This window comes from Streptomyces cylindrosporus, from assembly GCF_022698165.1.
Classification (GTDB): Bacteria; Actinomycetota; Actinomycetes; order Streptomycetales; family Streptomycetaceae; genus Streptomyces; species Streptomyces cylindrosporus.
The window spans coordinates 125,506-147,036 of record NZ_JALDAY010000009.1; the positions used below are offsets into that span (position 1 = coordinate 125,506).

The following is a 21,531-nucleotide window of genomic DNA, read 5'->3' on the forward strand; positions in this document are numbered from 1 at the left end:
GGTGAACCTCGCTGTCCCCTTGCCGGAGTTGTGGGTCACAGCCCGTCAGAAGTCGGTGCCGCGCTTCTTCGCGCAGCGCATCGCCCGGCCGTTGACGACGGGCAACGGGCGGCCCATGTGAGCACCGGCCTCGGTGAACGGGCCGGTCGAGGGGGCCTTGTCGCCGCGGAAGGTGACGATGAGCGGGAGGTCGGAGCGGCCCGCGTCGTCGTACCCGTCCTTCACCGGCTGGGTCACGTCGACCAGCCGTACATCCAACTTATTCTGTGCCAACAGGAGTTGCCGGCAGTCCGGACAGCGCGAGGGCCAGGGCGGCGACACCGCCCGCGACGGCCGCACGTCTGTGTCTTGCGCGTAACTCCACTACAGCTCCTGGTGATTGGGAACAAGAAGGAAATAAGGGGGGATCGGGGGATCCCGGCCCGCCGTCAGGGCGCGGCGGGGCCGGTGATGAGCCGGCCCTCGGCGTCATAGGGCCAGACATTGGGGACGCAGCCGAGCATGCCCTTGATCTGTTGCATCATCGCGGGGGCCGGTTTGCCCTTGCCGGGGCAGGTGACATGGCCGTGGCCGAGGAAGTGGCCCACCTCGTGGTTGATGATCAGGGCGCGGTAGGAAGGGACGTCCTTGGCGTAGACGGGAGTCGCCAGCACCCACCGCTTGAGGTTGACCATGACGTCGCCGTCGGCGCTGCAGTTGTACTCGCCGCCGGTGTCCAGGCCGTGCCGCAGGCAGATCGTGTCGACGGTGTCCGGCGTGGCGATGCGGATGTGAAGATCGGCCGGGCCGCTCGACACGCGCCGGAACGCCGAGTGGCCGTCGGCCGTCCAGCCGCGCGGGTCGGCGAGGATGCGCTCAACCTCCTCGGCGGCCTTCGCCGGTGACACGTCGATGCCGTTTTCCACCTCGACCGTGTACCGGAAGGCTTTTCCCCGGCCCACCACCGCGCTCACGCCGGGGGCGGTGACGTAGGTGCCCGGACCGTGCCGGGGGATGGCGATGCGGGACTCTTCCGTTCCGTTTGGCTTCGGCGCCCGGGACGTCGAGCTCGCCGACGGGGTGTGTGCGGCGCCGGTGACCGCGTCGGTCACCGTGGGGGAGTGCCTCGCGTCGGGCGGCAGCCAGGCCACCACCGTGAAGCCGACCACGCCGAGCATGCCCAACGCGGCCAGTCCCACGGCCAGTTGTCTGCCGCCGCCGCGTCGGGCGGCGTGGGTGGATCCCCTCCGGCGGCGGCTCGGTCGCTGTTCCTTGTGCGCTGTCACGGCAGTTCACAGTGAGACCGGAATGTGATCGAACCTGGCCCGGAAGATAACGAGACGATAACGCCACGCCCTGCTCATGCCATGTGGATACTGTGCCCATGCCACGTGTACTACTGATCGAAGACGACCGCGCCGTGCGTGAGGGCGTCGACCTCGCCCTGCGCCGTCAGGGGCACGAGGTGGCCGCCACCGCGACCGGCGAGGAGGGCATGGAGCGGCTGCGGTCCTTCCGGCCGGACATCGTGGTCCTCGATCTGATGCTGCCCGGCATGACGGGACTCGACGTGTGCCGGGGCATCCGCGCCGTCGACCAGACACTGCCGATCATCATGGCCACCGCCCGGGGGGACGAAGTGGACATCGTTGTCGGCCTGGAGGCGGGCGCCGACGACTACGTCGTCAAGCCCGTGCAGGCCAGGGTGCTCGACGCCCGGATACGGGCCGTCCTGCGCCGGACGGGCGCGGCGGCCGGCGACGCCGTACTGCCGAAGATCGACACCTACGGCGAACTGGCCGTCGACCGGCCCGGTTTCACCGTCACGCTGAAGGGCGAGCCGATCGCGCTAGCCCCCTCCGAACTGCGGCTCCTGCTCACCCTGTCCGCCTCGCCGGGACAGGTGTTCAGCCGGCAGCAGCTCCTTGAGGCGGTCTGGGAGCACGACTACCACGGTGACGCCCGCCTGGTGGACGCCTGCGTCAAACGGCTGCGCACCAAGATGTACGAACCGCCCAGGGCTCCCCGGTACATCCACACCGTGCGCGGCTTCGGCTACCGTTTCGCGGCCCCGTGAGGGTGCCCAGGCGCGTCGGCGCCGCACGCAGGAGACGCCTGCGCGGTCTGCGGGCCCGCCTGATGGTGGCGTTCGGACTGGTCGCCACCGTCGCCGCCGCCACGACCGGCGCTCTGACCTTCCGCGAGGCGCGCACCGGAGTCCTCCAGCAGAGCCAGGACTCCGTCATCCGGCAACTGCGCGTCCAGGCCACCCAGCACGCCCCCCAACTCGGCTTCCCCCCGGACGAGTCGGCGCTGCGGAACTACGCGGACGAGATCGCGGACACCGAGGCCTCCGGCGGCTGGCGGGTACTGGTCACCTACGGGGACCTGAGCGCCACGTCCGCCACCGGTGACACCTTCACCGAACTGACGCCCGCCGTGCGCCAGGCCGTGGCGTCCAGCTCGGCGACCGTCTTCCAGCGGGTGCGCGCGGACGGCCGTACCTCCCTCGTCGTCGGCATGTCCGTCGCCTTCTCCGACGAGTCCCGGACCCGGTCCGGCGTGCGGGTGTACCTCGTCGTTCCGCAGACCACGGAACAGGCGTACGTCGACGCCCTGGTCACCGCCGTCGAACGGGCCATGATCCCGGCCCTGCTGCTCGCGGTCGTGCTCGCCCTCCTCGCCGCCCGCGGGGTCCTGCGGCCGGTGCGGGCGCTGCGGCAGGCGACCCGGCGCATCGCCGAGGGACGCCTCGACACCCGGCTCGCGGTCAACGGGTCCGACGAACTCGCCGATCTCTCCCACACGTTCAACGAGACGGCCGCCGCGCTGGAGGCGTCGGTGGCGGAGCTGCGCGAGATGGAGGCGCGGGCCCGGCGCTTCGCGGCCGACGTCTCGCACGAGCTGCGCACCCCGCTCGCCGCGATGTCGGCGGTGACCGACGTCCTGGACGAGGACGCCGCCCGGCTGGACCCGGACACGGCCACCGCGGTCCGGCTGATCAGCGAGGAGACCGTCAAACTCGCCCGGCTCGTCGACGACTTGATGGAGATCTCCCGCTTCGACGCGGGCGCCGCCGTGCTGCACCTCGACGAGATCGACCTCGCCGAGTCCATCCGGCGCACGCTCGCCTCCCGCGGCTGGACCGACACCGTGGAGACGGACCTGCCGCCGCCCGACGCCGTACGCGCAAGGGTCGACCCGCGCCGCCTGGACGTCGTCGTCGCCAACCTGGTCGGCAACGCGCTCAGGCACGGCGCCCGTCCGGTGCGCGTACGACTCGCCGCCGCGCGCGCCCCGGCACCGCTGGCGGTCATCCAGGTGTGGGACAGCGGCCCCGGCATCCCCGACGACGTACTCCCGCACGTCTTCGAGCGGTTCTACAAGTCGGACTCCGCGCGCACCCGCTCCGAGGGCAGCGGCCTCGGGCTGTCCATCACCGCCGAGAACGTCCGGATGCACGGCGGCACCGTCCGCGCGGCGAACCACCCCGCCGGGGGTGCCGTCTTCACCGTCGAACTCCCGCTGCGGCGGGACGAGTTGCCCGAGGAGCCCCGGTCATGAAGGCCCGACACCGCCTCCCGCTGCTGCTGGCGCCCGCGCTGCTCGCGCTGGCCTCCTGCGACATCCCCGCGACCGGGGTGGTCGAGGCCGGCGGTCCCGCGAGCGGGATGACACCGGTCGCCACGGTCTACTTCGTCCAGCGCGGCGCCCTCGTCGCGGTCCCGCGCATCACCGACCGGCCCGGGAACGCCGAGACGGCGATGGCACTGCTGCTGGAGGGCCCCAACGGCGCGGAGGCGTCGGCCGGTTACACCACCGAGATTCCCGTGAGACCGACCAGGGCGCCCGCTGCGGCGACGGACAGCGTCGAGCCGTCCGCGCTCCCACCGGACACGCCCACCGTGAAGGTGACCGGAGACCGGCTGTCGATCCAACTGCCCGCCGGCATGGGCGGGTTGAGCCGCCTCGCGACCCAGCAGCTGATCTGTACGGCCGCAGCCGTGCGGCGCATCTCCGACCCGTCCGCCACCCTGTCCGAGGCCTACGTGACCGACGGCCGGGGCCGGCGGACCGAGGGCTCCGCCGAGGACTGCCCGCAGGTCGGGTAGGCCGGGGGCGTTAGCCTGGTACATGATCCGATTCCCACTCCTCGGGCGGAAGGCGCGATGAGCCCCGTCGACACGTTCCCCCTCGGCGCCTCGACCACGCTCGCCGAACTCGCCCACGACCCGCACCCGCGACTGGCCCGGCTACGGGCCGACGAGCCGGTGTCCTGGCTGCCCGAACTGGGCGGCTGGCTGGTCACCCGCCGGGACCTCGCGCTCAGCGTGATGCGGGACAGCGAGACCTACACCGTCGACGACCCGCGCTTCTCCACCGCACAGGTCGTCGGCCCGAGCATGCTCTCCCTCGACGGCGCCGAACACGCCCGCCACCGCGAGCCGTTCGCCGCCCCCTTCCGGCCGCGCGCGGTACGCGAGGGCTTCGCGTCGTTCATCGAGCGGGAGACCGAGCGGCTCATCGGGGCGCTCGAACCGGAGGGCGCCTGCGAACTGCGCCGCGCCTTCGCCGGACCGCTCGCCGTCGCCGTCGTCACCGAGGCGCTGGGCCTGGCCGGCGCCACCACGGAAACCGTCCTGACCTGGTACGACGCCATCGTGCGGGCCGTCTCGGACATCACCGCCGGACTGGCGGCGGGGCCGGCCGGCGACGCCGCGTACGCCGAACTGCGGGCCGCCGTGGAGGCCACCGTCGCCGACAAGGACGCGACCTCCCTGCTCCTGACCGCCGCCGGACGGCTGACCGTGCCCGAGGTGGCGTCCAACGCGGCGGTGCTGATGTTCGGCGGCATCGAGACCACCGAGGCGATGATCACCAACGCGTTGCTCCATCTTCTCCAGGACCCCGAGCAACTCGCCCTGGTCCGGGCCGACGTCGAGTTGCTCGACGGGGCGATCGAGGAGTCCCTGCGCCTCGAACCCGGCGCCGCGGTCGTGGACCGCTACGCCACCCGGGACACCGACCTCGGCCCGGCCACGATCCGCCGCGGCGACCTCGTCACCGTGTCCCTGGCCGGCGCCAACCGCGACCCGGACGTCTTCCCGGACCCCGACCGCTTCGACGTCCGGCGCGCCAACGCCCGCCTCCAGCTGGGCTTCGCGCACGGCCCGCACCACTGCATCGCCGCCCACCTGGCCCGCCTGGAGACCCGCATCGCCCTCCAGCGGCTCCTCGAACGCCTGCCCGCCCTCCGCCTCGACCCGGCCCACCCGACCGCACCGTACGGCCTGGTCTTCCGCAAACCGCCCACCCTGCATGTCCTCTGGGACGGCGGCGGCCTCGGCGCATAGGTTCGACACCGAACAGCCGTCGTCCTCAAGGGGAAACACATGGACAGCGCACGACGCGAACGGGCCCGGCGGTTCGTCGGGCTGCACCGGGAAGGCTGCTTCCTGCTGCCCAACGCCTGGGACGTGGGCAGCGCCCGGGTCCTGGAGGCGGCCGGGTTCCCCGCGGTGGCGACCACGAGCGCGGGCGTCGCCTTCTCCCTCGGCCGCCCGGACCACGCCTTCTTCGCCGAGCAGGCAGCCGAGGACCGCGTCGACCGGGCAACCATGCTGCGGCGGGTCCGGGAGATCGCCGACGGGATCCGCGTACCGCTGAGCGCCGATCTGGAGGACGGGTACGGCGAGACCCCCAAGACCGTGGCCGAGACGATCACCATGACCCTTGCTGCCGGTGCCGCGGGCGGCAACATCGAGGACTTCACCGGCTCCCGCGAACGCCCGCTGTACGAACCGGAGTTGGCCGCCGACCGCATCCGCGCCGCCCGGGCCGCGGTGGACGCGAGCGGCGAGCCGTTCGTCCTGGTCGGCCGCACCGACGGACTGCTGGTCGGCGGCACGCTCGACGACTGTGTCGCCCGCGCCAACGCCTACCTCGCGGCGGGCGCCGACTGCGCCTTCGTCCCGGGCGCCGCCGACGCCGCCACCATCGGCACCCTCGTCCGCGAGATCGACGGCCCCCTCAACGTCGTCATGGGCCTCACCGGCAACGCGCTCACCCTGGACGACCTGCGCGAACTCGGCGTCCGGCGGGTCACCGTCGGCGGCAGCATCGCCCGCGCCATCTACGGCCATCTCGTCACGGCCGCACGGGAGTTGGCCGACAAGGGAACGTTCTCCTACGCCGACGCGCAGATCCCGCAGGACGAGCTCAACCGGCTCTTCACGCCGAGTGCTGATAGGCCGGGTACGTGAGATAGCCCCGGTCGCCGCCCTCGAAGTAGGTCGCCTCATCGGCGGGCGCGATCGGCAGCCCGGTGCGCAGCCGCTCCACCAGGTCCGGGTTGGCGATGAAGGCACGCCCGAAGCTGATGAGGTCGGCGCCGAGCCCGAGCCAGTGGTCCGCGTCGGCACGGCCCGTCTGCTTGGGGCCCAGCGGCAGCACCGGGTTCATGACGAGGGCACCCGGCCAGGCCCGGCGCAGACCGAGCAGCGTCTCCTCGTCGGTGGTGGCCTCCAGGTGCACGTACGCCAGTCCGATCCGCGACAGCTCGGCCAGCAGTGCGCCGTAGAGTTCTGGGACGTCGGTCTCCTCCACGCCCCAGAAGGGCCCGGCCGGGGAGAGCCGGATGCCGGTCCGCTCGGCGCCGACGGCCTCGGCGGTCGCGGCGGCGGCCTCGACGGCGAACCGGATGCGGTTCGCGACCGGGCCGCCGTAGCGGTCGGTGCGCAGGTTGGCGTTGCTCGACAGGAACTGCGAGATCAGGTAGCCGTTGGCGCCGTGGAGTTCCACCCCGTCGAAACCGGCGTCCACCGCCCGGCGCGCCGCATCGGCGTACGACTGGACGTGTTCGGGCACCTCCGCCGTCTCCAGGGCGCGCGGGACCGGCGCGGGCAGCCGCCCGCCCGGGGTGAACACCTCGCCGACGGCAGGCACGGCCGAGGGGCCGACGGGCCGTAGCCCGGTGGTCTCGGGGTGCGAGACCCGGCCGCCGTGCATGATCTGGGCGAAGATCCGTCCGCCGTTGGCGTGCACGGCATCGGTCACCGGACGCCAGGAGGCCACCTGCTCGTCGGTGTACAGCCCCGGAGTGCCGGGGTTGGACTGCCCGACCAGGCTCGGCTGCACGCCCTCGGTGACGATCAGGCCGGCCGTGGCCCGCTGGGCGTAGTAGCGCGCCATCGACGGCGTCGCCAGCCCGCCCGCCGCGGCCCGCACGCGGGTCATCGGAGCCATCACCACGCGGTTGGGCAGCGCCAGTGAGCCGAGCCGGTAGCGCGTGAAAAGGGTCGTCACGTCAAGTCTCCTTCGTGATCCGTCGTGCCCGGATCCCGGGCACGACGGTTACGCTAGAACCTGACATTGACGTCAGAGGCAAGTGTTGTGGCTCGGATCACACCAGGAGGCGGCATGCGGATCGGGGAACTCGCGACACGCGCCGGTGTCAGCGTCCGCTCGCTGCGCTACTACGAGGAGCAGGGCCTCCTCAGCAGCGTGCGCAGCGCGAGCGGGCAGCGGCACTACACGGAGGCCCACGTCGAGCGGGTCCTGTTCCTTCAGCGGATGTACGCGGCGGGCCTGTCCAGCCGGACCATCGCCGAGCTCCTGCCCTGCGTCGACTCGCCCAGCGAGGAGACCTCGGACGCCGCGCTGGAGCGGATGGCGGAGGAACGCGACCGGCTCGACGAGCACATCGCCGACCTGATCCGCACCCGGGACGCCCTCGATGTGCTGATGGCCAGGAACCGGGCCCACCGCGAGCGCCTGCGGTCCGCCGTGGCAGGCTGAGGCGTCCGGACCGAGTCGGCCACAAGGAGCCCACGTGACGTACGACATCGCCGCCCTCCGCTCCCGGTTCCCGGCCCTGGCCGCCGGCATCGCCCACTTCGACGGCCCCGGCGGCACCCAGACCCCCGAGCCCGTCATCCGGGCCATCGCCGACACGCTGGCCCAGCCCCTGTCGAACCGCGGTCAGGTCACGCTGGGGGAGCACAACGCGGAGGCGGCCGTCACCGGGGCCCGCGGGGCGATGGCCGACCTGCTCGGCGCGGACCCCGCGGGGATCGTCTTCGGCCGCAGCGCCACACAGCTCACCTACGACTTCTCGCGCACCCTCGCCAAGGCCTGGTCGCCCGGCGACGAGGTGGTCGTCACCCGGCTCGACCACGACGCCGACATCCGGCCCTGGGTGCAGGCGGCCGCCGCGGTCGGCGCCACCGTGCGCTGGGCCGAATTCGAGCCGGAGACAGGGGAGTTGACGGTCGACGCGATCCGGGCCGTACTGTCGGAGCGCACCCGTCTCGTCGCCGTGACCGCCGCCTCCAACCTGATCGGCACGCGCCCCGACATCCCCGCGATCGCCCGCGCGGCACACGAGTTGGGAGCGCTCGTCCACGTCGACGGCGTCCACTACGCCGCCCACACCCTCGTCGACCTCGAAGCGCTCGGCGCGGACTTCTTCGTCTGCTCGCCGTACAAGTTCCTCGGCCCGCACCACGGAGTCCTCGCCGCTCGCCCGGAGTTGCTCGAAACCCTGCGCCCGGACAAGCTGCTGCCCTCCACCGATGCCGTGCCCGAGCGCTTCGAACTGGGCACGCTGCCCTACGAGTTCCTCGCCGGGACCACGGCGGCGGTCGACTTCCTCGCCGAGCACCTGGACCCGCGGGCCACCGGTACCCGGCGCGAGCGGCTGGCCGCCGGGTTCGCCGCACTCGAAGCCCACGAACACGTGCTGCGCACCCGGATCGACAAGGGTCTCGCCGAGCTGGACGGCGTCATCGTCCACTCCAGGGCCGCCGACCGCACCCCGACCGTGCTGCTGACCTTCGAGAACCACAGCACGGTCGACGCCTACGCCTTCCTCGCCGAGCGTGGCGTCCAGGCGCCGTCCGGCTCCTTCTACGCGGTCGAGGCCTCCCGCCACCTCGGCCTGGGCGACACCGGGGGCCTGCGCGTGGGGCTCGCGCCCTACAACGACATGGAGGACGTGGACCGGTTGCTGACGGGACTGGCGGACTTCCTGGCGCACTGACGGCGCCGGCCCGAAGGAGGATTCTCATGACCACACTGCCCACCATGCAAGCCGTGCGGACCACCCCGGAAGGCCTCCTGTGGGAGCCCAGCGCGCGCTGGGTGCGGGGTCGCAAGGGCGACGTCACCGTCGTCGACAGTCGGCGCCCCCTGCTGGTGTGGGAGCCGGGCGTGCCCGTACCGCTGTACGCGTTCCCGCGTGCCGACGTGCGCGAGGACCTGCTCCGCCCGGCGAAGAACCCGCGCACCGGCAGCCACACCGGCTCACGGATCTTCTACGACCTCGACATCGACGGCGAGTCGCTGGAGAACGCCGCCTGGACCTTCCCGGCCGCCGACCTGGCCGGACACATCGCCTTCGAGTGGTTCCGGCGGGCCGGGCGCGGGCTCGACCACTGGTACGAGGAGGAGGAAGAGATCTTCGTCCACCCCCGTGATCCGCACAAACGGGTGGACGCGATCCCCAGCAGCCGCCACGTCCAGGTCCGGGTCGCCGGCACGCTCGTCGCCGACACCCGCCGCCCGGTCCTGCTCTTCGAGACCGGCCTGCCCACGCGCTACTACATCCCGCGCGAGGACGTCCGCCTCGACCTGCTGGAAGCGACCGAGCACCACAGCGGCTGCCCGTACAAGGGCACCGCCGAGTACTGGTCCTGGCGCGGTACGGACGACGTGCCGCCGAACCTGGTCTGGAGCTACCCGGACCCGCTGCCCACCGTCGGCGCGGTGAAGGGGCTGCTCGCCTTCTACAACGAGGCCGTGGACATCACGGTGGACGGCGAACGCATGGAGCGCCCGGTGACCCCGTTCACCGAGGCGCTCTCACGCCGTTCGCCCGCCTGACGCTCAGGGCCGCCCGCCCCGCTCCAGCGGAATCCGCTCGCCCGCCTCGATCGCGACCGGCAGCCGGTTCTCCGTGGGCGGGAGCGGGCAGGTGGCCAGGTCGGTGTAGGCGCAGGGCAGGTTGGCGGCACGGTTGAAGTCGATCGTCACCCGGCCGTCGGCGTCCGGGGCGTCGATGTGCAGGGAGCGGTTGGCCGCGTACGTGGTCACGCCCGAGGTCCGGTCCGTGAACAGCACCATCAGGGCGCCCGGTGACCTCCCGTTGAACGCGGTGAGCCGGTGCGTGCCGCCGTCGAGCTCGAACTCGACCCGGCCGGGGGAGTCGTACACGTGCTCCAGGCCCTCTACGGCCGCCCCGACAGTCACCGGGCGCGGCGCGTCGAAAGGCACGAACCGGCCGGTTACGACCCAGCGCGGGTCCGGCTCGTAGGCGGGTGTACCGGTGAACGCCGTACGCAGCCCGTTGCCGGGATGGCGGGGCCGCACGATGTCGTGGCCGCCGCGCTTGGCGACCTCGATCACCGCGTCGCCCCAGCCGACGTACACACTGCCGCGCTCGGGCAGGACGCCGAAGTCATGGCGTCCGCGCACCCGTTGGCCCTCGACGGTCACCTCCTCGTCCTCGGCCAGCTCCACCACCACACCGTCGGCCGTGGCCGACCACGCGCCCGGCGCGTCCTCGAAGCGGGCGGGCTCCTCGGTGAGCCAGCGCAGGCTGGTGATCGCGAGGAAGCCGTGCGGTCCGGAGAGCACCTCCTCCTTCTGCCGGTGCCACTCCTGCCACTCGGCGGCGAAGCTCACACGGTCGACGTCCTGGACGGTCATCTCGGCTCCCTCTCGCAGCACGGTCGTTTCCCGGTGCAACCGCCCCGCCGCCGCGGACCATTCCGGCTTCACACGACTGTCATACGGCGGCGGGTCGCTCGGGCCCGCCGCGCGCACCCGCCGGACGTCCTCCGGAACCCAGCGACGCCCGCGCCACCGCGGTCCCCGCCCGCAGCGCGGCCACCGGATCGGGTGCCTCGTCGAGCTCGACGAGGACCGTGTGCGCGCCGGGCGTGCGCGCCATCGCCTCGGCCCAGGCCGGCCAGTCGACGACGCCCGTGCCCAGTTCGGTCATGTACGGCTGCTGCCGGGCGAAGACCGTCTCGTCGACGGTGAGGTGGACGTCGATCGGCCCGACCGCGTCCTTCCAGTGCGCGAGCGCGATCCGCCCGGCGTGACGCCGGGCCACCGCCACCGGGTCGCCGCCGCCGAGCGCGATGTGGCAGGAGTCGGGGCACAGCCACACGTACTGCGGATCGGTCAGGGCCATGAACAGATCGATGTCCCGCTCGTACCAGAGCGTGCTGTTGGACTCGGTGTGGAACGCGAGCTTCACGCCGTACCGCGAGACGGCCTCGCCCACGGCGTGCGCGATGTCGGCCATCCGGGTCATGTAGGCGGCGTCGACGAAGAAGGCCGGGCGGGTTCCGAACGTCGTCCTCATCGGCAGCCCGGCGACGAGGAGTTCGGCGCCCGCCTCGGCGAGGAAGGCGGCACGGCGCTCGGCGTCGGCGACGATCGCCGGGAGATTGCCGCCCCGGCGCCAGTCGGGAGCGTCGGTCCCGGCGATGAACGCGCTCACCAAGGACAGTCCGCGGGCGGCGAGTTCACGGCGGAACCCCGACGCGCTCCCGAACGCCCGCAGCACCGAGGCGATGTCACCGGGCGCGAAGGTCAACTCGACGCCGGTGACGCCGGATTCGGCCAGCGCCCCCATGATCCGCTCCCAGAAGCGCTCCGGTTGGGCGTGGGCCCAGTCGCGTACGGCCTCTGCGGAGTCGAGGGACCAGAAGCGGGGGTGGTAGAAGGTGATGACGTCGGTTGCGAAACGCGGCGTCACTCGGAGCCTCCGCGGGCGTTGTAGACGGTGATCTCGCCGGCGTCCACTGCCTGGCGGTAGGTGCGGAACACCGCCAGGGCCTCGTCCCGCAGCACGTCCCCCGTGACCTTGATGCCACGCGCCTCGAACTGCTCGGCCCAGTCCTCGCGCAGCGGGCCTTCGTCGAAGGTGGTGAGCTCCTCCAGCTCGGGCCCCTCCCCGGCGACCACCAGGCCGCGCACCCCGGACCACAGGGTCGCGCCGTAACACTGCACGCAGGGACGCCAGTTGACGACCAGCTCGTGTGCGGGCAGCCCCTCGCCGCCGAGGTCCCAGCCGCCGGTGGCCCGCTGGGCGAGGCCGAGCGCGAGGACCTCGGCGTGCGCGCTGGAGATGCCGGAGGCGAGGACGACGTTCACGCCGACCGAGACGATCCGGCCGGTGTCCTGCTCGGCGACGAGCGCCGCGAACGGACCGCCGTTGCCCTCGCGCCAGTTGCGGTCGGCCAGACGGTGCACCAGGTGCATCCGCTCCTCGCGGCCGGGGAGGACGGCGGGCACGTCGGCCAGCTCGTCGTCGATCCACGCCGGCAGCGAGACGCCGTATTCCTTGACGATGTCGATCATGTTCCAACTTCCTGTCGGCGAGCGGCGAGTGCGGTCTTGCGCGAGATGACGGCCCGGGCGGCGCGTACGGCGGTCACGGCACCGGTGAGGGTGACGTTGGCGGCCATCGCGGTGGGGATCACGCCGTTCCCGGCGAGGTAGAGGTTGTCGTAGCCCCAGACGCGGCCGTCCGGGCCGCACACGCTGGTGCCGTCGTCGGCCGCACCGGCCCGGACGGTGCCGGTGAGGTGCAGCGAGGACCCGGGCGGCAGCAGCGCGCTCTCGGTCCCGGGGTCGAAGGGGCCGAACCCCCGGGCCAGCGAGTGGACTTCGTCCAGTGCGCGGGCGATGAGCGCACGGTCGGCCGCGGAGTAGTCGAACTCGACGGCGATCCGCGGCAGTCCGGCGAGGTCGGTGTCCGTCTCGGAGAACACCAGCCGGTTCTCGGGGCGGGACTCGACGGGCACGTACAGGGCAAGTCCCACGGAGTGGGCGAGGGGCCGGCCGGCCTCGTCGACGTACGTCCGGTTCATGATCTGGCCGTGGAAGGGTTGTGCCGTCCCGTTCTGCGGCAGCCACAGCGAGTCGGTGCTGAACTCGCCGACCCGGGGGAGGGGCAGCGCGGCCACGTCCAGGCCGAAGCGGTCGGTGTCGAGCAGTACGCGGGCGGTGATGAACGCGTGCTCGTTGAGGTGGCGGCCGAGCGCCGGGGGCCTGATACCCGAGGCGAACAGGAGCTGCGGGGTGCGCAGGGCGTCGGCGCAGACCACGACGGCGTCCGCCAGGATCTCCGACTCGGTGCCGTCGGCCGTGCGGCGCAGTCGGGCGCCCGAGATCCGGCCGCCGGTGACGAGGAGCCGGGTGGCGAGCGTGCCGGTCAGGAGGGTGAAGGCCGGGTCCCCGCCGGTCGCGATCGCGGGGAAGACCGTGCCGGGGGCCGTCCGCGGCATGGGGCCGGTGGCGGTCGCGGTGACCGCCATGGGCATGGGCTGCGGGCGCCGGTCGGCCGGTCCGAGGCCCGCGTAACGCCGGCGCAGGACGTCGAGGACCAGGAGTCCGGCCTCCGTCGGCCCGATCGCCGCCGGGGTCACCGCGAGCAGCCGCTGCGCGGTGTCGAGGTCCGCCGACCAGCCGGCCGGGTCGCCGAAGTCGAACACCTCGTCCCCGGCCGGCCACGGTGTCGCGGCCGTCCAGTGCACTCCCATGCCCCCCGTGTTCCACGCCAGCGCCGCCTGAGGCATCGCCTCGGCCTCCTCGCCGAACGCGAGCGCGTGGTACATGCCCGGTGACAGCCCGTCGAGCCGGTCCGGGACCTCGCGCACCGTCTCGGCGCCGGTGTACATGCCCTGGATGCCGGTGGCCACCCGCTCGTTGTAGCGGGCCCACAGCGCGGGGTCGTCGAGGTCGTGCAGATGCCGGCCCGGGATGTCGCCGATCGGGGTGCCGCCGTCGACCATGGTGATCTCCAGCGCCGGGTCGCTCTCGCGCAGCCGCCGGGCCACGACGGAACCCATGATGCCGCTGCCGACGATCAGGACGCCGGTGCGGGGGGTTTCGGTCACAGTGAGACTCCGTAAGTCCGTTGCCGTGGGGGGATGTTGGGGCGTTTCACGCACTCGGGACGAGCGGGCCGAACAGCTCCGTGTCCATCCGGTCGAGGGCCAGCTTCACGGCGCCGACCAGCGCGGCGTCCCGGCCCAGGACGGTGGCCCGCAGTTCGACGGCGGGCGTGCGCGCCCTGCGCAGGGCCTCCCGCAGCCGGGGGAGCAGGACGTCCGCCGCCGCTTCGAGGCCGCCGCCGAGCACGATCAGCGAGGGCGCGACCGTCCAGGACAGGGTGGTCAGGATCGACGCCATGTGCTCGACGAACTCGTCGACCTCGGCGGACGCGGCCGCCTCCCCGCTCCGGGCGGCCTCGAAGCGGTCGAGGGCGACGGCCCGGCGGTCCGGATCCGGCGAGGTGAGCCAGGCGACCGGGCGGTCCTCCACCGAGCCGACCGGCATCGACGCCGCCTCGATGATCTCGCCCGCGGCACCGTCGAGCCCGCGGTGCACGGCCCCCCGTATCAGAATCCCGAGACCGGCGCGGTTGCCGAGCACCGCCCACACCACGTTGTCGTGGTCGCCCGCGACACCGCGCCAACGCTCCGCCAGCGCACCGAGGTTGGAGTCGTTGTCCGCGAACCACGGCACCCGGACCCGGCGCGCGAGCTCCCCCGGCAGGTCGACGCCCTCCCAGCGGGTGGTGTGCACCAGCCGCCGTACCACTCCGTCGTCGTCGATCGCACCGCCGCTCGCCACCGCGCCGGCCCGCAGCCGCTCCGGGGAGCCGCCCGCGTCTGCGAGGGCCTCCCGGACCAGTTCCGCGACGTCGTCGAGCGAGGAGTGCGGGTCCTGGTAGGAGCGCAGCGGGCGGTGCGCGCGGCCGACGATACGGCCGCGTACGTCGGCGACGACCGCGAACACGTCCGCGGTGGTGATCCGCGCGGCCGCCAACAGGGCGTGTTCGGCGCGCAGTTCGTAGCGGCGGGCGGGGCGGCCGGCGCTCCCCTTGGCGGGCACCCGGTCGAGCTCGGCCACCCAGCCGGCGTCCAGCAGTGAGTCCAGGATCAGCTCGATGGTACGGCGCGACAGGCTGGTCCGCTCGGCGAGCGCGGTCAGCGTGGTCGGCCCGGCCGACACCGCCAACGCCCGCAGGATCACCGAGGTGTTGACCCGCCGTACCGCGCTCTGGTTCATGCCGGACGCCATGGCACGGTTGCCGATCACCGCATCCCCGTTCCCGCGACGCCCTGCACGAAGTACCGCTGCAGGAACAGGAAGAGGACCAGCACCGGGAGCATCACGACGATCGCCCCGGCGAGCAGCAGGCCGTAGTCGGTGACGTGGGCCGCCGCCTGGCTGGTCGCGGCCAGGCCCACCGGGAGCGTGTAGCTCTGCATGCTCTGGGCGACGACCAGCGGCCAGATGAAGTTGTTCCACGAGGTCAGGAACGACATGATCGTGATCGTCGCGACCGCGGGACCGGCCAGCGGCAGGAAGATCCGGAAGAAGATCCGGAACTCGCCCGCCCCGTCGATCCGGGCGGCCTCCAGCAGTTCGTCGGGGATCGACAGCGCGTACTGGCGCATGATGAAGACCGACAGCGGCAGCGCCATGGCGGGCAGGGCGATGCCGGTGAGGCTGTCCGCGAGCCCCAGGTCGACGGTGATCACGAACTGCGGGACGAAGACCGTGGTGAACGGCACCATCAGCGCCGCCATGACCGCCCCGAACGCGAGCCGCCTGCCCGCGAACTCCAGCTTGGCGAGGGCGTATCCGGCAGCCGAGGCCGCCACGACGTTGCCGACGACCACCATCGCCGCGACGACGACGCTGTTGACCAGGAACCGGCCGAAGCCCTGGGTCCTGAACAGCCGTGTGAAGTTGCCGAGGGTGACGTGGTGCGGCAGCCACGCTCCGGGGTCGGAGCGGATCTCGTCGAGACTGCGCAGCGAGCCGCCGAGTACCCAGACGAACGGCAGCAGAGTGAGCAGCGCGCACATCAACAGGGCCGCGTACAGCAGGGGTTGGGAGACGGATCGGCGGCGGACGGTGGTCCGTCCGGTGGCGGGTTCGGCTGCCTCGCGCAGCGCGGCGACGGTGGTCATGAGCGGGGCCTCAGCAGTCGGAACTGGACGACACTCACCAGGGCGACGAGGGCGAGCATCACGAAGGACGCGGCCGAGGAAACGCCCAACTCGCCGACCCCGAACTGGTGGTAGGTGTACAGCGCCACCGACTCGGTGGAGCCGAGCGGGCCGCCGTCGGTGAGCAGATACGGCTCGTCGAACACCTGGAGATAGAAGACGGTGAGGAGTACGGAGACCATCAAGGTGGTCGGCAGCAGCAGGGGCAGGGTGATGTGCCTCAACTGCCGCCATCTGCCCGCCCCGTCGAGCGCCGCGGCCTCGTACACGTCCCGCGGTATCGCCTGGAGCCCGGCGAGGAACAGCACCATCGCGGTGCCGAAGTTCCGCCAGACGCCGAGGGCGATGACCACCGGCATGGCCAGGTGCGGATCGTCCAGCCAGTTCGGCCCGGCGAGGCCCACGGCGGACAGGACCCTGTTGACGGTGCCGTCGGCGTGGAAGGCGTACTGCCAGATCAGGGCCACCGCCACGACGTTGGTGACGACCGGCGCGAAGAAGACGGTGCGGAAGGCGCCGCGCAGCCGCCGGACGCCGGAGTTCAGCGCGAGCGCCAGCGCGAATCCGATGCCCATGGTCAGCGGGACGCCGACGGCCACGAACAGCGCGGTGTTCAGGATGTCCCGCACGAACGCGTCGTCCTGGAACAGCCGGACGTAGTTCTCCAGGCCGGTGAAGTCCACCGCGAGCGGATGGCGCAGATCCGAGCCCCGCAGATCGGTGAGGCTGAAGCCGAGCGCCGCCACGGTCGGGACGGCCGTGTAGAGCAGGAACACCACCGCGAAGGGCGCGAGGAACAGCCAGCCGACGGCCGTACGGCGGGCCCTCACTTCGCTCCCGTACCGAGGCTCTCGGCGTAGGCCTGGACGTTCGCGGCGGCCTTCGCCGCGCTCTCCGTGCCCTTGGCCACGGCCTCCATCTCCTTGCCCAGCCGGGTCGCCACCTGCTGCCAGGTGCTCACCTGCGGGAAGGCGCGGGTGTTCTTGAGCTGGGTGAGGAAGGCGTCCAGGAGCGGCTGTCCCTTGATCGCCGGGTCGTCCCAGGCGGAGACCACGGCGGGCAGCGAGCTGTACGCCTTGTACTGCGCGACCTGCGTGCTCGGCCGGGCGAGATGGCGGACGAACTTCCACGCGGACTCCGCGTTGCCGCTGTCGGCGAGCACCCCCCAGGTGCCGCCCGCGGAGAAGGAGACGCTGCCGGAGGGGCCCGCCGGGAGCGGTGCCGTGGCGACATGCGCCGCGGTCCAGCCGTCCTTCTTGGCGGCGGTGTCGAGCTGCCCGACCACCCACGGCCCGGTGATCATCATGGCCGTCCTGCCGGACACGAAGTACGGCTGCGCGTCGAGGAAGGTCGGCCCGCTGGTGTCGGCGACCTTGGAGGTGAAGAACGACGCGTTGTACTTGAGCGCGTCCGCCATCTGCGGGGTGTCGAGGGTCCACTTCCCGCCATTCAGCAGCGAGCCGCCCGCCTGCCAGGCGTACATCGCCACGTCCTGGCCGTTGAAGATGTCCCAGCCGATGTCCGCGCCGAGCCCGTGCCCGGCGCCGGCGCCCTGGAGCGCCTTGAGGAACGGCACCATGCCGTTCCAGGTGGTCGGCGCCTTCACACCCGCCTTCCTGGCGAGGTCGGAGCGGTAGACCAGGGCGTAGGTGTAGGCGTACCAGGGCACCGTGTAGGCGACGTCCTTGACCACGCCGGCGTCCCACAGGCTGGTGAAGAAGCTCTTGGGGTCGACGAGGCCGTCCGGCACGGCCCGCAGGATCGACGGGTCGAGGAACTGGGCCTGCGACTCCGGGAAGAACTGGGCGACGTCGGGGCCCTTGCCCGCCGCGATCGCCGACTGGAGCTTGGTGTAGTACTCGGCGTTCGGGATCAGCGTGAACTTCACGGTGAGCTTCGGGTTCGCGGCCTTGAACGGCTTGATGACCTTGTCCAGCACGTCCGCGTCGCCCTGCGCGGCCCACACGTTCAGGGTGCCGGTGGCCGGAGTGTCGTCGACGGGCGTGGCGGAGGCCTTCGCGGCGGAGGCCGCGCCGTCGCGGCCGCAACCGGTGAGGGCGAGGGCGCTGCCGAGCGCCAGGCCGGCGGTCAGTTTCAGGGCACCGCGTCTGGAGGGGTTGGACACCGGGGCCTCCTGGGGGATTTCGCGGGAAAGCAGCGTTATCGCTGACTGCGAAGCTACGAACGCCGTGTTGCACCGGCGTGGCCCACCCGTCACGAATAATTTCGGAACTTGTAGCAAAATCGGCCGCTCACTTTCCGTGGCTCGATCCGTACGGTGTGTTGAAACCGGGGCGGTCGGTGCAGCAGTGTGTGCTGTCATGGACCGTGACTGGAGCCCCACCTTCCGTCCGACCCGCCGTCAACTCCTCGCCGCCGCAAGCGCCGTGCCCCTCGCGGGCGTCGCTCCCGCGGCCCTGGCGAGACCGGACACCGGCGCCGGCACCCTGACCTTCACCCGGGCCACCAACGGCTCGGCCACCCTCGCCCCCACCGGCGACCGGCTGATCGCCGAGGTCCAGGGCACCCTGTGGTCGCTGCCCCGCACCGGCGGCACCGCCCGCCCCCTCACCCCGCCCGACCTCGAACCGGGCCGCCCCACCCACTCCCCGGACGGCGAGCTCATCGCCTTCTGCGCCTACCGGGACGGCGGCTTCCACCTGTGGACCGTCCGCCCCGACGGCTCCGACCTGCGCCGCCGCACCGACGGCCCCTGGGACGACCGCGGCCCGGCCTGGTCGCCCGACGGGCAGCGGCTCGCCTTCGCCTCCGAACGCGCCGGGGACCCCGTCACCGGCAGCCCCTACCGCATCCACGTCATCGACCTGGGCAGCGGCCGCATCACCCGCGTCACCGGCCTCACCGGCCAGGACGGCCCGCTCCAGGACACCCCGTGGGAGGACTTCGACCCCACCTGGTCCCCGGACAGCACCCGCATCCTGTTCGTCCGCGCGAAGACCGTCACCACCTCCCTCGGCGTGACCGTCGAGGCCCGTACGATCGCGGCCGTGGCCGCCGACGGCACCGGTCCGGTCACCGTCCGGCACACCGAGGCCGAGGCCGCGCAGGTCATGACCCCGGCCGTGTCGGCCGACGACCGCCTGGCCCATCTCCGCACCACGGCCGCCCCGAACGCCTCCAGCACCCTCGTCGTCGACGGCACCGCCGTCCCGCTCACCGGCGACATCGCCCCCGTGCCGCCCCGCTGGACGCCACAGGGCGAGCTGCTCCTCACGCTCGACGGTGCCTTCACCCTCGTACGACCGGACGATCCGAAGCATCCGGAGACCATCCCCTTCGAGGGAGCGCTCCCGGTGCGGCGGCCGCGGTACCGGACCAAGGAGTACGACCTCGGGGACGCCCGCACCCGTCCGGTGCGCGGCATCCATCTGCCCGCGCTCTCGCCCGACGGCCGGCAGATCGCCTTCGCGGCGCTCAACTCGCTGTGGCTGGCGGCGAGTTCGGGTGGACGTGCGCCGCGGAGAGTGCGGAAGTCGGCGGCCACGCGCTATCTGCTCGGCCCCTCCTGGGCGCCCGACGGGCGGTCGCTCGTGTACGCCGACGACCGCGACGGGCTGCTCGGCGTGTACCGGCACGACCTCGCCACCGGCGAGGAGACCGCTCTCGCGACCGGTGGCCGGGTGCATCCGGCGCTGTCTCCCGACGGGCAGCGGCTCGCCTGCATCGACATGACGGGCAGGCTGCTCGTCCGCGACCTCGCGTCCGGCGAGGAGCGGGTGGTGGCGGCGCCGCTGGGGGCGGGCGGTCTGCCCGGCCGCCCCAGCTGGTCGCCCGACGGCCGCTACCTCGTCCTCTGCGACCGCAACCGGCTCAACTCCCGCTTCCGGGAGGGCTACAACCTCGTCCGGGTCGTCGACACCGCGACCGGCACGGCCCGCCTGCACGCGGTGGCGCCCCACACTTCGATCGCCGACCGCTACGACTCCGGGCCCGTCTGGTCGCCGGACGGCCGCTGGATGGCGGTGATCGTCGAGTCCGCGCTGTGCCTGCTGCCCGTCGACCCCGACGGCACCCCGCGCGGCGAGCTGCGCACCCTCACCACCGAGCCGGCCGACCACCCCTCCTGGTCCGCCGACTCCAGGACCCTCCTCTACCTCTCCGGCACCCGACTGCGCCTCATCGGCGTCGACGGCGGGCCCGCCCGCACGGTCCGCGTCCCCCTCGACGCGCCCAGGCCCACCCCCGCCGACGTGGTGGTGCACGCCGGGCGCCTGTGGGACGGCATCGGTGAGACGACCCGCGACGACGTCGACATCGTCGTAAGCGGTGGACGGATCACGGCAGTTGAGCCGCACCGTGCCGGTGGCCGGGCCGCCGTCCGCCGTGTCGACGCCTCCGAGCGGACCGTCGTCCCCGGCCTCTGTGACACCCACACCCACCCCTGGCAGAGCACCTACGGCGGACGCCAGACCGTCGGCCAGCTCACCTACGGCATCACCACCGCCGTCTCACTCGGCGGATTCGCCTACGAGCAGGCCCGCATCCGTGAGGCCGTGGCCACCGGCCAGCTCGCCGGTCCACGGCTGCTGACCACCGGCGAACTCCTCGACGGGGCACGGGTCGCCTACAGCATGGGCCGCGCCCACCGGACCCGGGAGGGCCTGCGCCGCTCACTGGAGCGCGGTGCCGCGCTGGACTGGGACTTCGTCAAAACGTATGTACGGGCGCCCGGTTGGGTGATGGAGGAGGCCGCCCGCTTCGCCCACCACAGGCTCGGCGTACGCACCGGCGGGCATCTGCTCTCGCCGGGCATCCAGCTCGGCCAGGACCTGACGACCCATCTGCAGGCAACGCAACGAGCCGAGTTCGGGCATGCGATCACCGCGACCGGGCGTGCCTACCAGGACGTCGTGGAGATCTACACCGCGCGCGGCGTGCGCTTCTCGATGATCGCCACGCCCTTCACATCGGCGCCCCTCCTCGGCGCGGACCCGGCCCTCGCCGACGACCCCCGGGTCACCGTCGTCATGCCCCCGTGGGACACGGCCGCGGTCCGGCAGTCGGCCGGCGTTCCGCCCACCGCCGCCCAACTCGCCACCCTCCGCACGGAGACCGACATCTACCGGCGCATCCTGGCCGCCGGCGGCCTGGTCGCCCTCGGCACGGACCAGCCGCTCGTCCCGGTCGGCCTCTCCCTCCACCTCGGCCTGCGCGCCCTGCACCGGGGCGGCCTCTCCCCGGCCCAGGCCCTGCGCACCGCGACCGTCCTACCGGCCCGCCTCTTCGGCGTCGACCGGGACCTCGGCACCGTCGAGGGGGGCAGGCTCGCGGACCTGACAATCGTCGACGGCGACCCCTTCACGGACTTCGCCACCCTCATCCGTACGGAGGCCGTCCTGAGAGGCGGAGTCCCGTACACCACCGAGGAGTTGGTGGCGTCCTTCGAACCCGCGGCCAGGCGCACCACGGCCGCCCACGACGACTGGCTGGAGGTGGGGCGGCTGATGCGCAGGGAAGGGTGCTGCGACGGTCACTGAAGGCGGACCCGGGC

Annotated in this window: 20 protein-coding genes; 9 read left to right on the top strand and 11 right to left on the bottom strand. The window is 72.7% G+C overall.

The genetic code is table 11. The features are described 5' to 3' along the window. Positions 1-45: 45 nt before the first annotated feature. A complete protein-coding gene (locus MQP27_RS28995) occupies positions 46-237 on the bottom strand; it encodes a hypothetical protein (RefSeq protein WP_242768901.1) in 192 nt (63 codons plus the stop codon). Between the two features lie 191 nt (positions 238-428). Further along, entirely contained in the window at positions 429-1,265 is an 837-nt protein-coding gene (locus tag MQP27_RS29000) for a DUF3152 domain-containing protein (protein WP_308290008.1), read from the bottom strand. 98 nt (positions 1,266-1,363) lie between these two features. Between MQP27_RS29000 and MQP27_RS29005 the strand changes: the two genes are divergently transcribed. From MQP27_RS29005 to MQP27_RS29025, 5 genes are all read left to right on the top strand, one after another. Beyond that, positions 1,364-2,056, top strand: a complete 693-nt coding sequence (locus MQP27_RS29005; protein ID WP_242768902.1) for a response regulator — start codon at positions 1,364-1,366, stop codon at positions 2,054-2,056. Positions 2,057-2,118: 62 nt separating this feature from the next. Further along, entirely contained in the window at positions 2,119-3,543 is a 1,425-nt protein-coding gene (locus MQP27_RS29010; protein ID WP_242769390.1) for a sensor histidine kinase, read from the top strand. Next, positions 3,540-4,091: a hypothetical protein gene (locus MQP27_RS29015; protein WP_242768903.1), complete on the top strand. Its 552-nt coding sequence runs from the start codon at positions 3,540-3,542 to the stop codon at positions 4,089-4,091. Before MQP27_RS29010 ends, MQP27_RS29015 begins: the two co-directional genes overlap by 4 nt. A 57-nt stretch (positions 4,092-4,148) precedes the next feature. Then, positions 4,149-5,333, top strand: coding sequence for a cytochrome P450 (locus MQP27_RS29020; RefSeq protein ID WP_242768904.1), 1,185 nt, complete (start codon positions 4,149-4,151; stop codon positions 5,331-5,333). A 39-nt stretch (positions 5,334-5,372) separates the two neighbouring features. After that, a complete protein-coding gene (locus MQP27_RS29025; protein ID WP_242768905.1) occupies positions 5,373-6,242 on the top strand; it encodes an isocitrate lyase/PEP mutase family protein in 870 nt (289 codons plus the stop codon). On the opposite strand, the gene MQP27_RS29030 is transcribed toward MQP27_RS29025, so the two are convergent. Continuing rightward, positions 6,211-7,284, bottom strand: coding sequence for an alkene reductase (locus tag MQP27_RS29030; RefSeq protein WP_242768906.1), 1,074 nt, complete (start codon positions 7,282-7,284; stop codon positions 6,211-6,213). The genes MQP27_RS29025 and MQP27_RS29030 overlap by 32 nt on opposite strands. Positions 7,285-7,398: 114 nt before the next feature. Here MQP27_RS29030 and MQP27_RS29035 point away from each other — a divergent pair, with 114 nt between their 5' ends. Genes MQP27_RS29035 through MQP27_RS29045 form a run of 3 tightly spaced genes read left to right on the top strand, consistent with a single transcriptional unit; the run spans position 7,399 to position 9,861 of the window. Beyond that, a complete protein-coding gene (locus MQP27_RS29035) occupies positions 7,399-7,776 on the top strand; it encodes a MerR family transcriptional regulator (protein WP_242768907.1) in 378 nt (125 codons plus the stop codon). A gap of 34 nt (positions 7,777-7,810) precedes the next feature. After that, entirely contained in the window at positions 7,811-9,019 is a 1,209-nt protein-coding gene (locus MQP27_RS29040) for a cysteine desulfurase-like protein (RefSeq protein WP_242768908.1), read from the top strand. Between the two features lie 26 nt (positions 9,020-9,045). After that, positions 9,046-9,861, top strand: a complete 816-nt coding sequence (locus MQP27_RS29045) for a DUF427 domain-containing protein (RefSeq protein WP_242768909.1) — start codon at positions 9,046-9,048, stop codon at positions 9,859-9,861. A 3-nt stretch (positions 9,862-9,864) separates the two neighbouring features. On the opposite strand, the gene MQP27_RS29050 is transcribed toward MQP27_RS29045, so the two are convergent. The 8 genes from MQP27_RS29050 to MQP27_RS29085 all read right to left on the bottom strand — a co-directional run bounded on the left by MQP27_RS29050 (position 9,865) and on the right by MQP27_RS29085 (position 18,144). Further along, on the bottom strand, positions 9,865-10,686 hold the full coding sequence (locus MQP27_RS29050) for a DUF1684 domain-containing protein (protein ID WP_242768910.1): 822 nt from the start codon (positions 10,684-10,686) through the stop codon (positions 9,865-9,867). Positions 10,687-10,765: 79 nt separating this feature from the next. Next, a complete protein-coding gene (locus MQP27_RS29055) occupies positions 10,766-11,746 on the bottom strand; it encodes a sugar phosphate isomerase/epimerase family protein (RefSeq protein WP_242768911.1) in 981 nt (326 codons plus the stop codon). After that, a complete protein-coding gene (locus MQP27_RS29060; protein WP_242768912.1) occupies positions 11,743-12,351 on the bottom strand; it encodes a nucleoside deaminase in 609 nt (202 codons plus the stop codon). The genes MQP27_RS29055 and MQP27_RS29060 overlap by 4 nt, the downstream gene beginning before the upstream one ends. After that, a complete protein-coding gene (locus MQP27_RS29065; RefSeq protein ID WP_242768913.1) occupies positions 12,348-13,892 on the bottom strand; it encodes a GMC oxidoreductase in 1,545 nt (514 codons plus the stop codon). The genes MQP27_RS29060 and MQP27_RS29065 overlap by 4 nt, the downstream gene beginning before the upstream one ends. Before the next feature lie 46 nt (positions 13,893-13,938). Then, positions 13,939-15,069 carry an ROK family transcriptional regulator gene (locus MQP27_RS29070; protein WP_242769393.1) on the bottom strand — a complete coding sequence of 377 codons (1,131 nt, stop codon included), beginning with the start codon at positions 15,067-15,069 and terminating at the stop codon, positions 13,939-13,941. Between the two features lie 26 nt (positions 15,070-15,095). Then, positions 15,096-15,980 (bottom strand): carbohydrate ABC transporter permease, encoded by an 885-nt coding sequence (locus tag MQP27_RS29075; RefSeq protein WP_242768914.1) that lies wholly within the window; start codon positions 15,978-15,980, stop codon positions 15,096-15,098. After that, the gene (locus MQP27_RS29080) at positions 15,977-16,849 is read right to left on the bottom strand and encodes a carbohydrate ABC transporter permease (RefSeq protein ID WP_242768916.1); all 873 of its coding nucleotides are present in this window, start codon (positions 16,847-16,849) and stop codon (positions 15,977-15,979) included. The genes MQP27_RS29075 and MQP27_RS29080 overlap by 4 nt, the downstream gene beginning before the upstream one ends. Beyond that, entirely contained in the window at positions 16,846-18,144 is a 1,299-nt protein-coding gene (locus tag MQP27_RS29085; RefSeq protein WP_242768917.1) for an extracellular solute-binding protein, read from the bottom strand. Before MQP27_RS29085 ends, MQP27_RS29080 begins: the two co-directional genes overlap by 4 nt. 196 nt (positions 18,145-18,340) lie before the next feature. On the opposite strand from MQP27_RS29085, the gene MQP27_RS29090 reads away from it, so the two are divergent. Continuing rightward, positions 18,341-21,517: an amidohydrolase family protein gene (locus tag MQP27_RS29090; RefSeq protein ID WP_242768918.1), complete on the top strand. Its 3,177-nt coding sequence runs from the start codon at positions 18,341-18,343 to the stop codon at positions 21,515-21,517. The last annotated feature ends 14 nt before the right edge of the window (positions 21,518-21,531 follow it).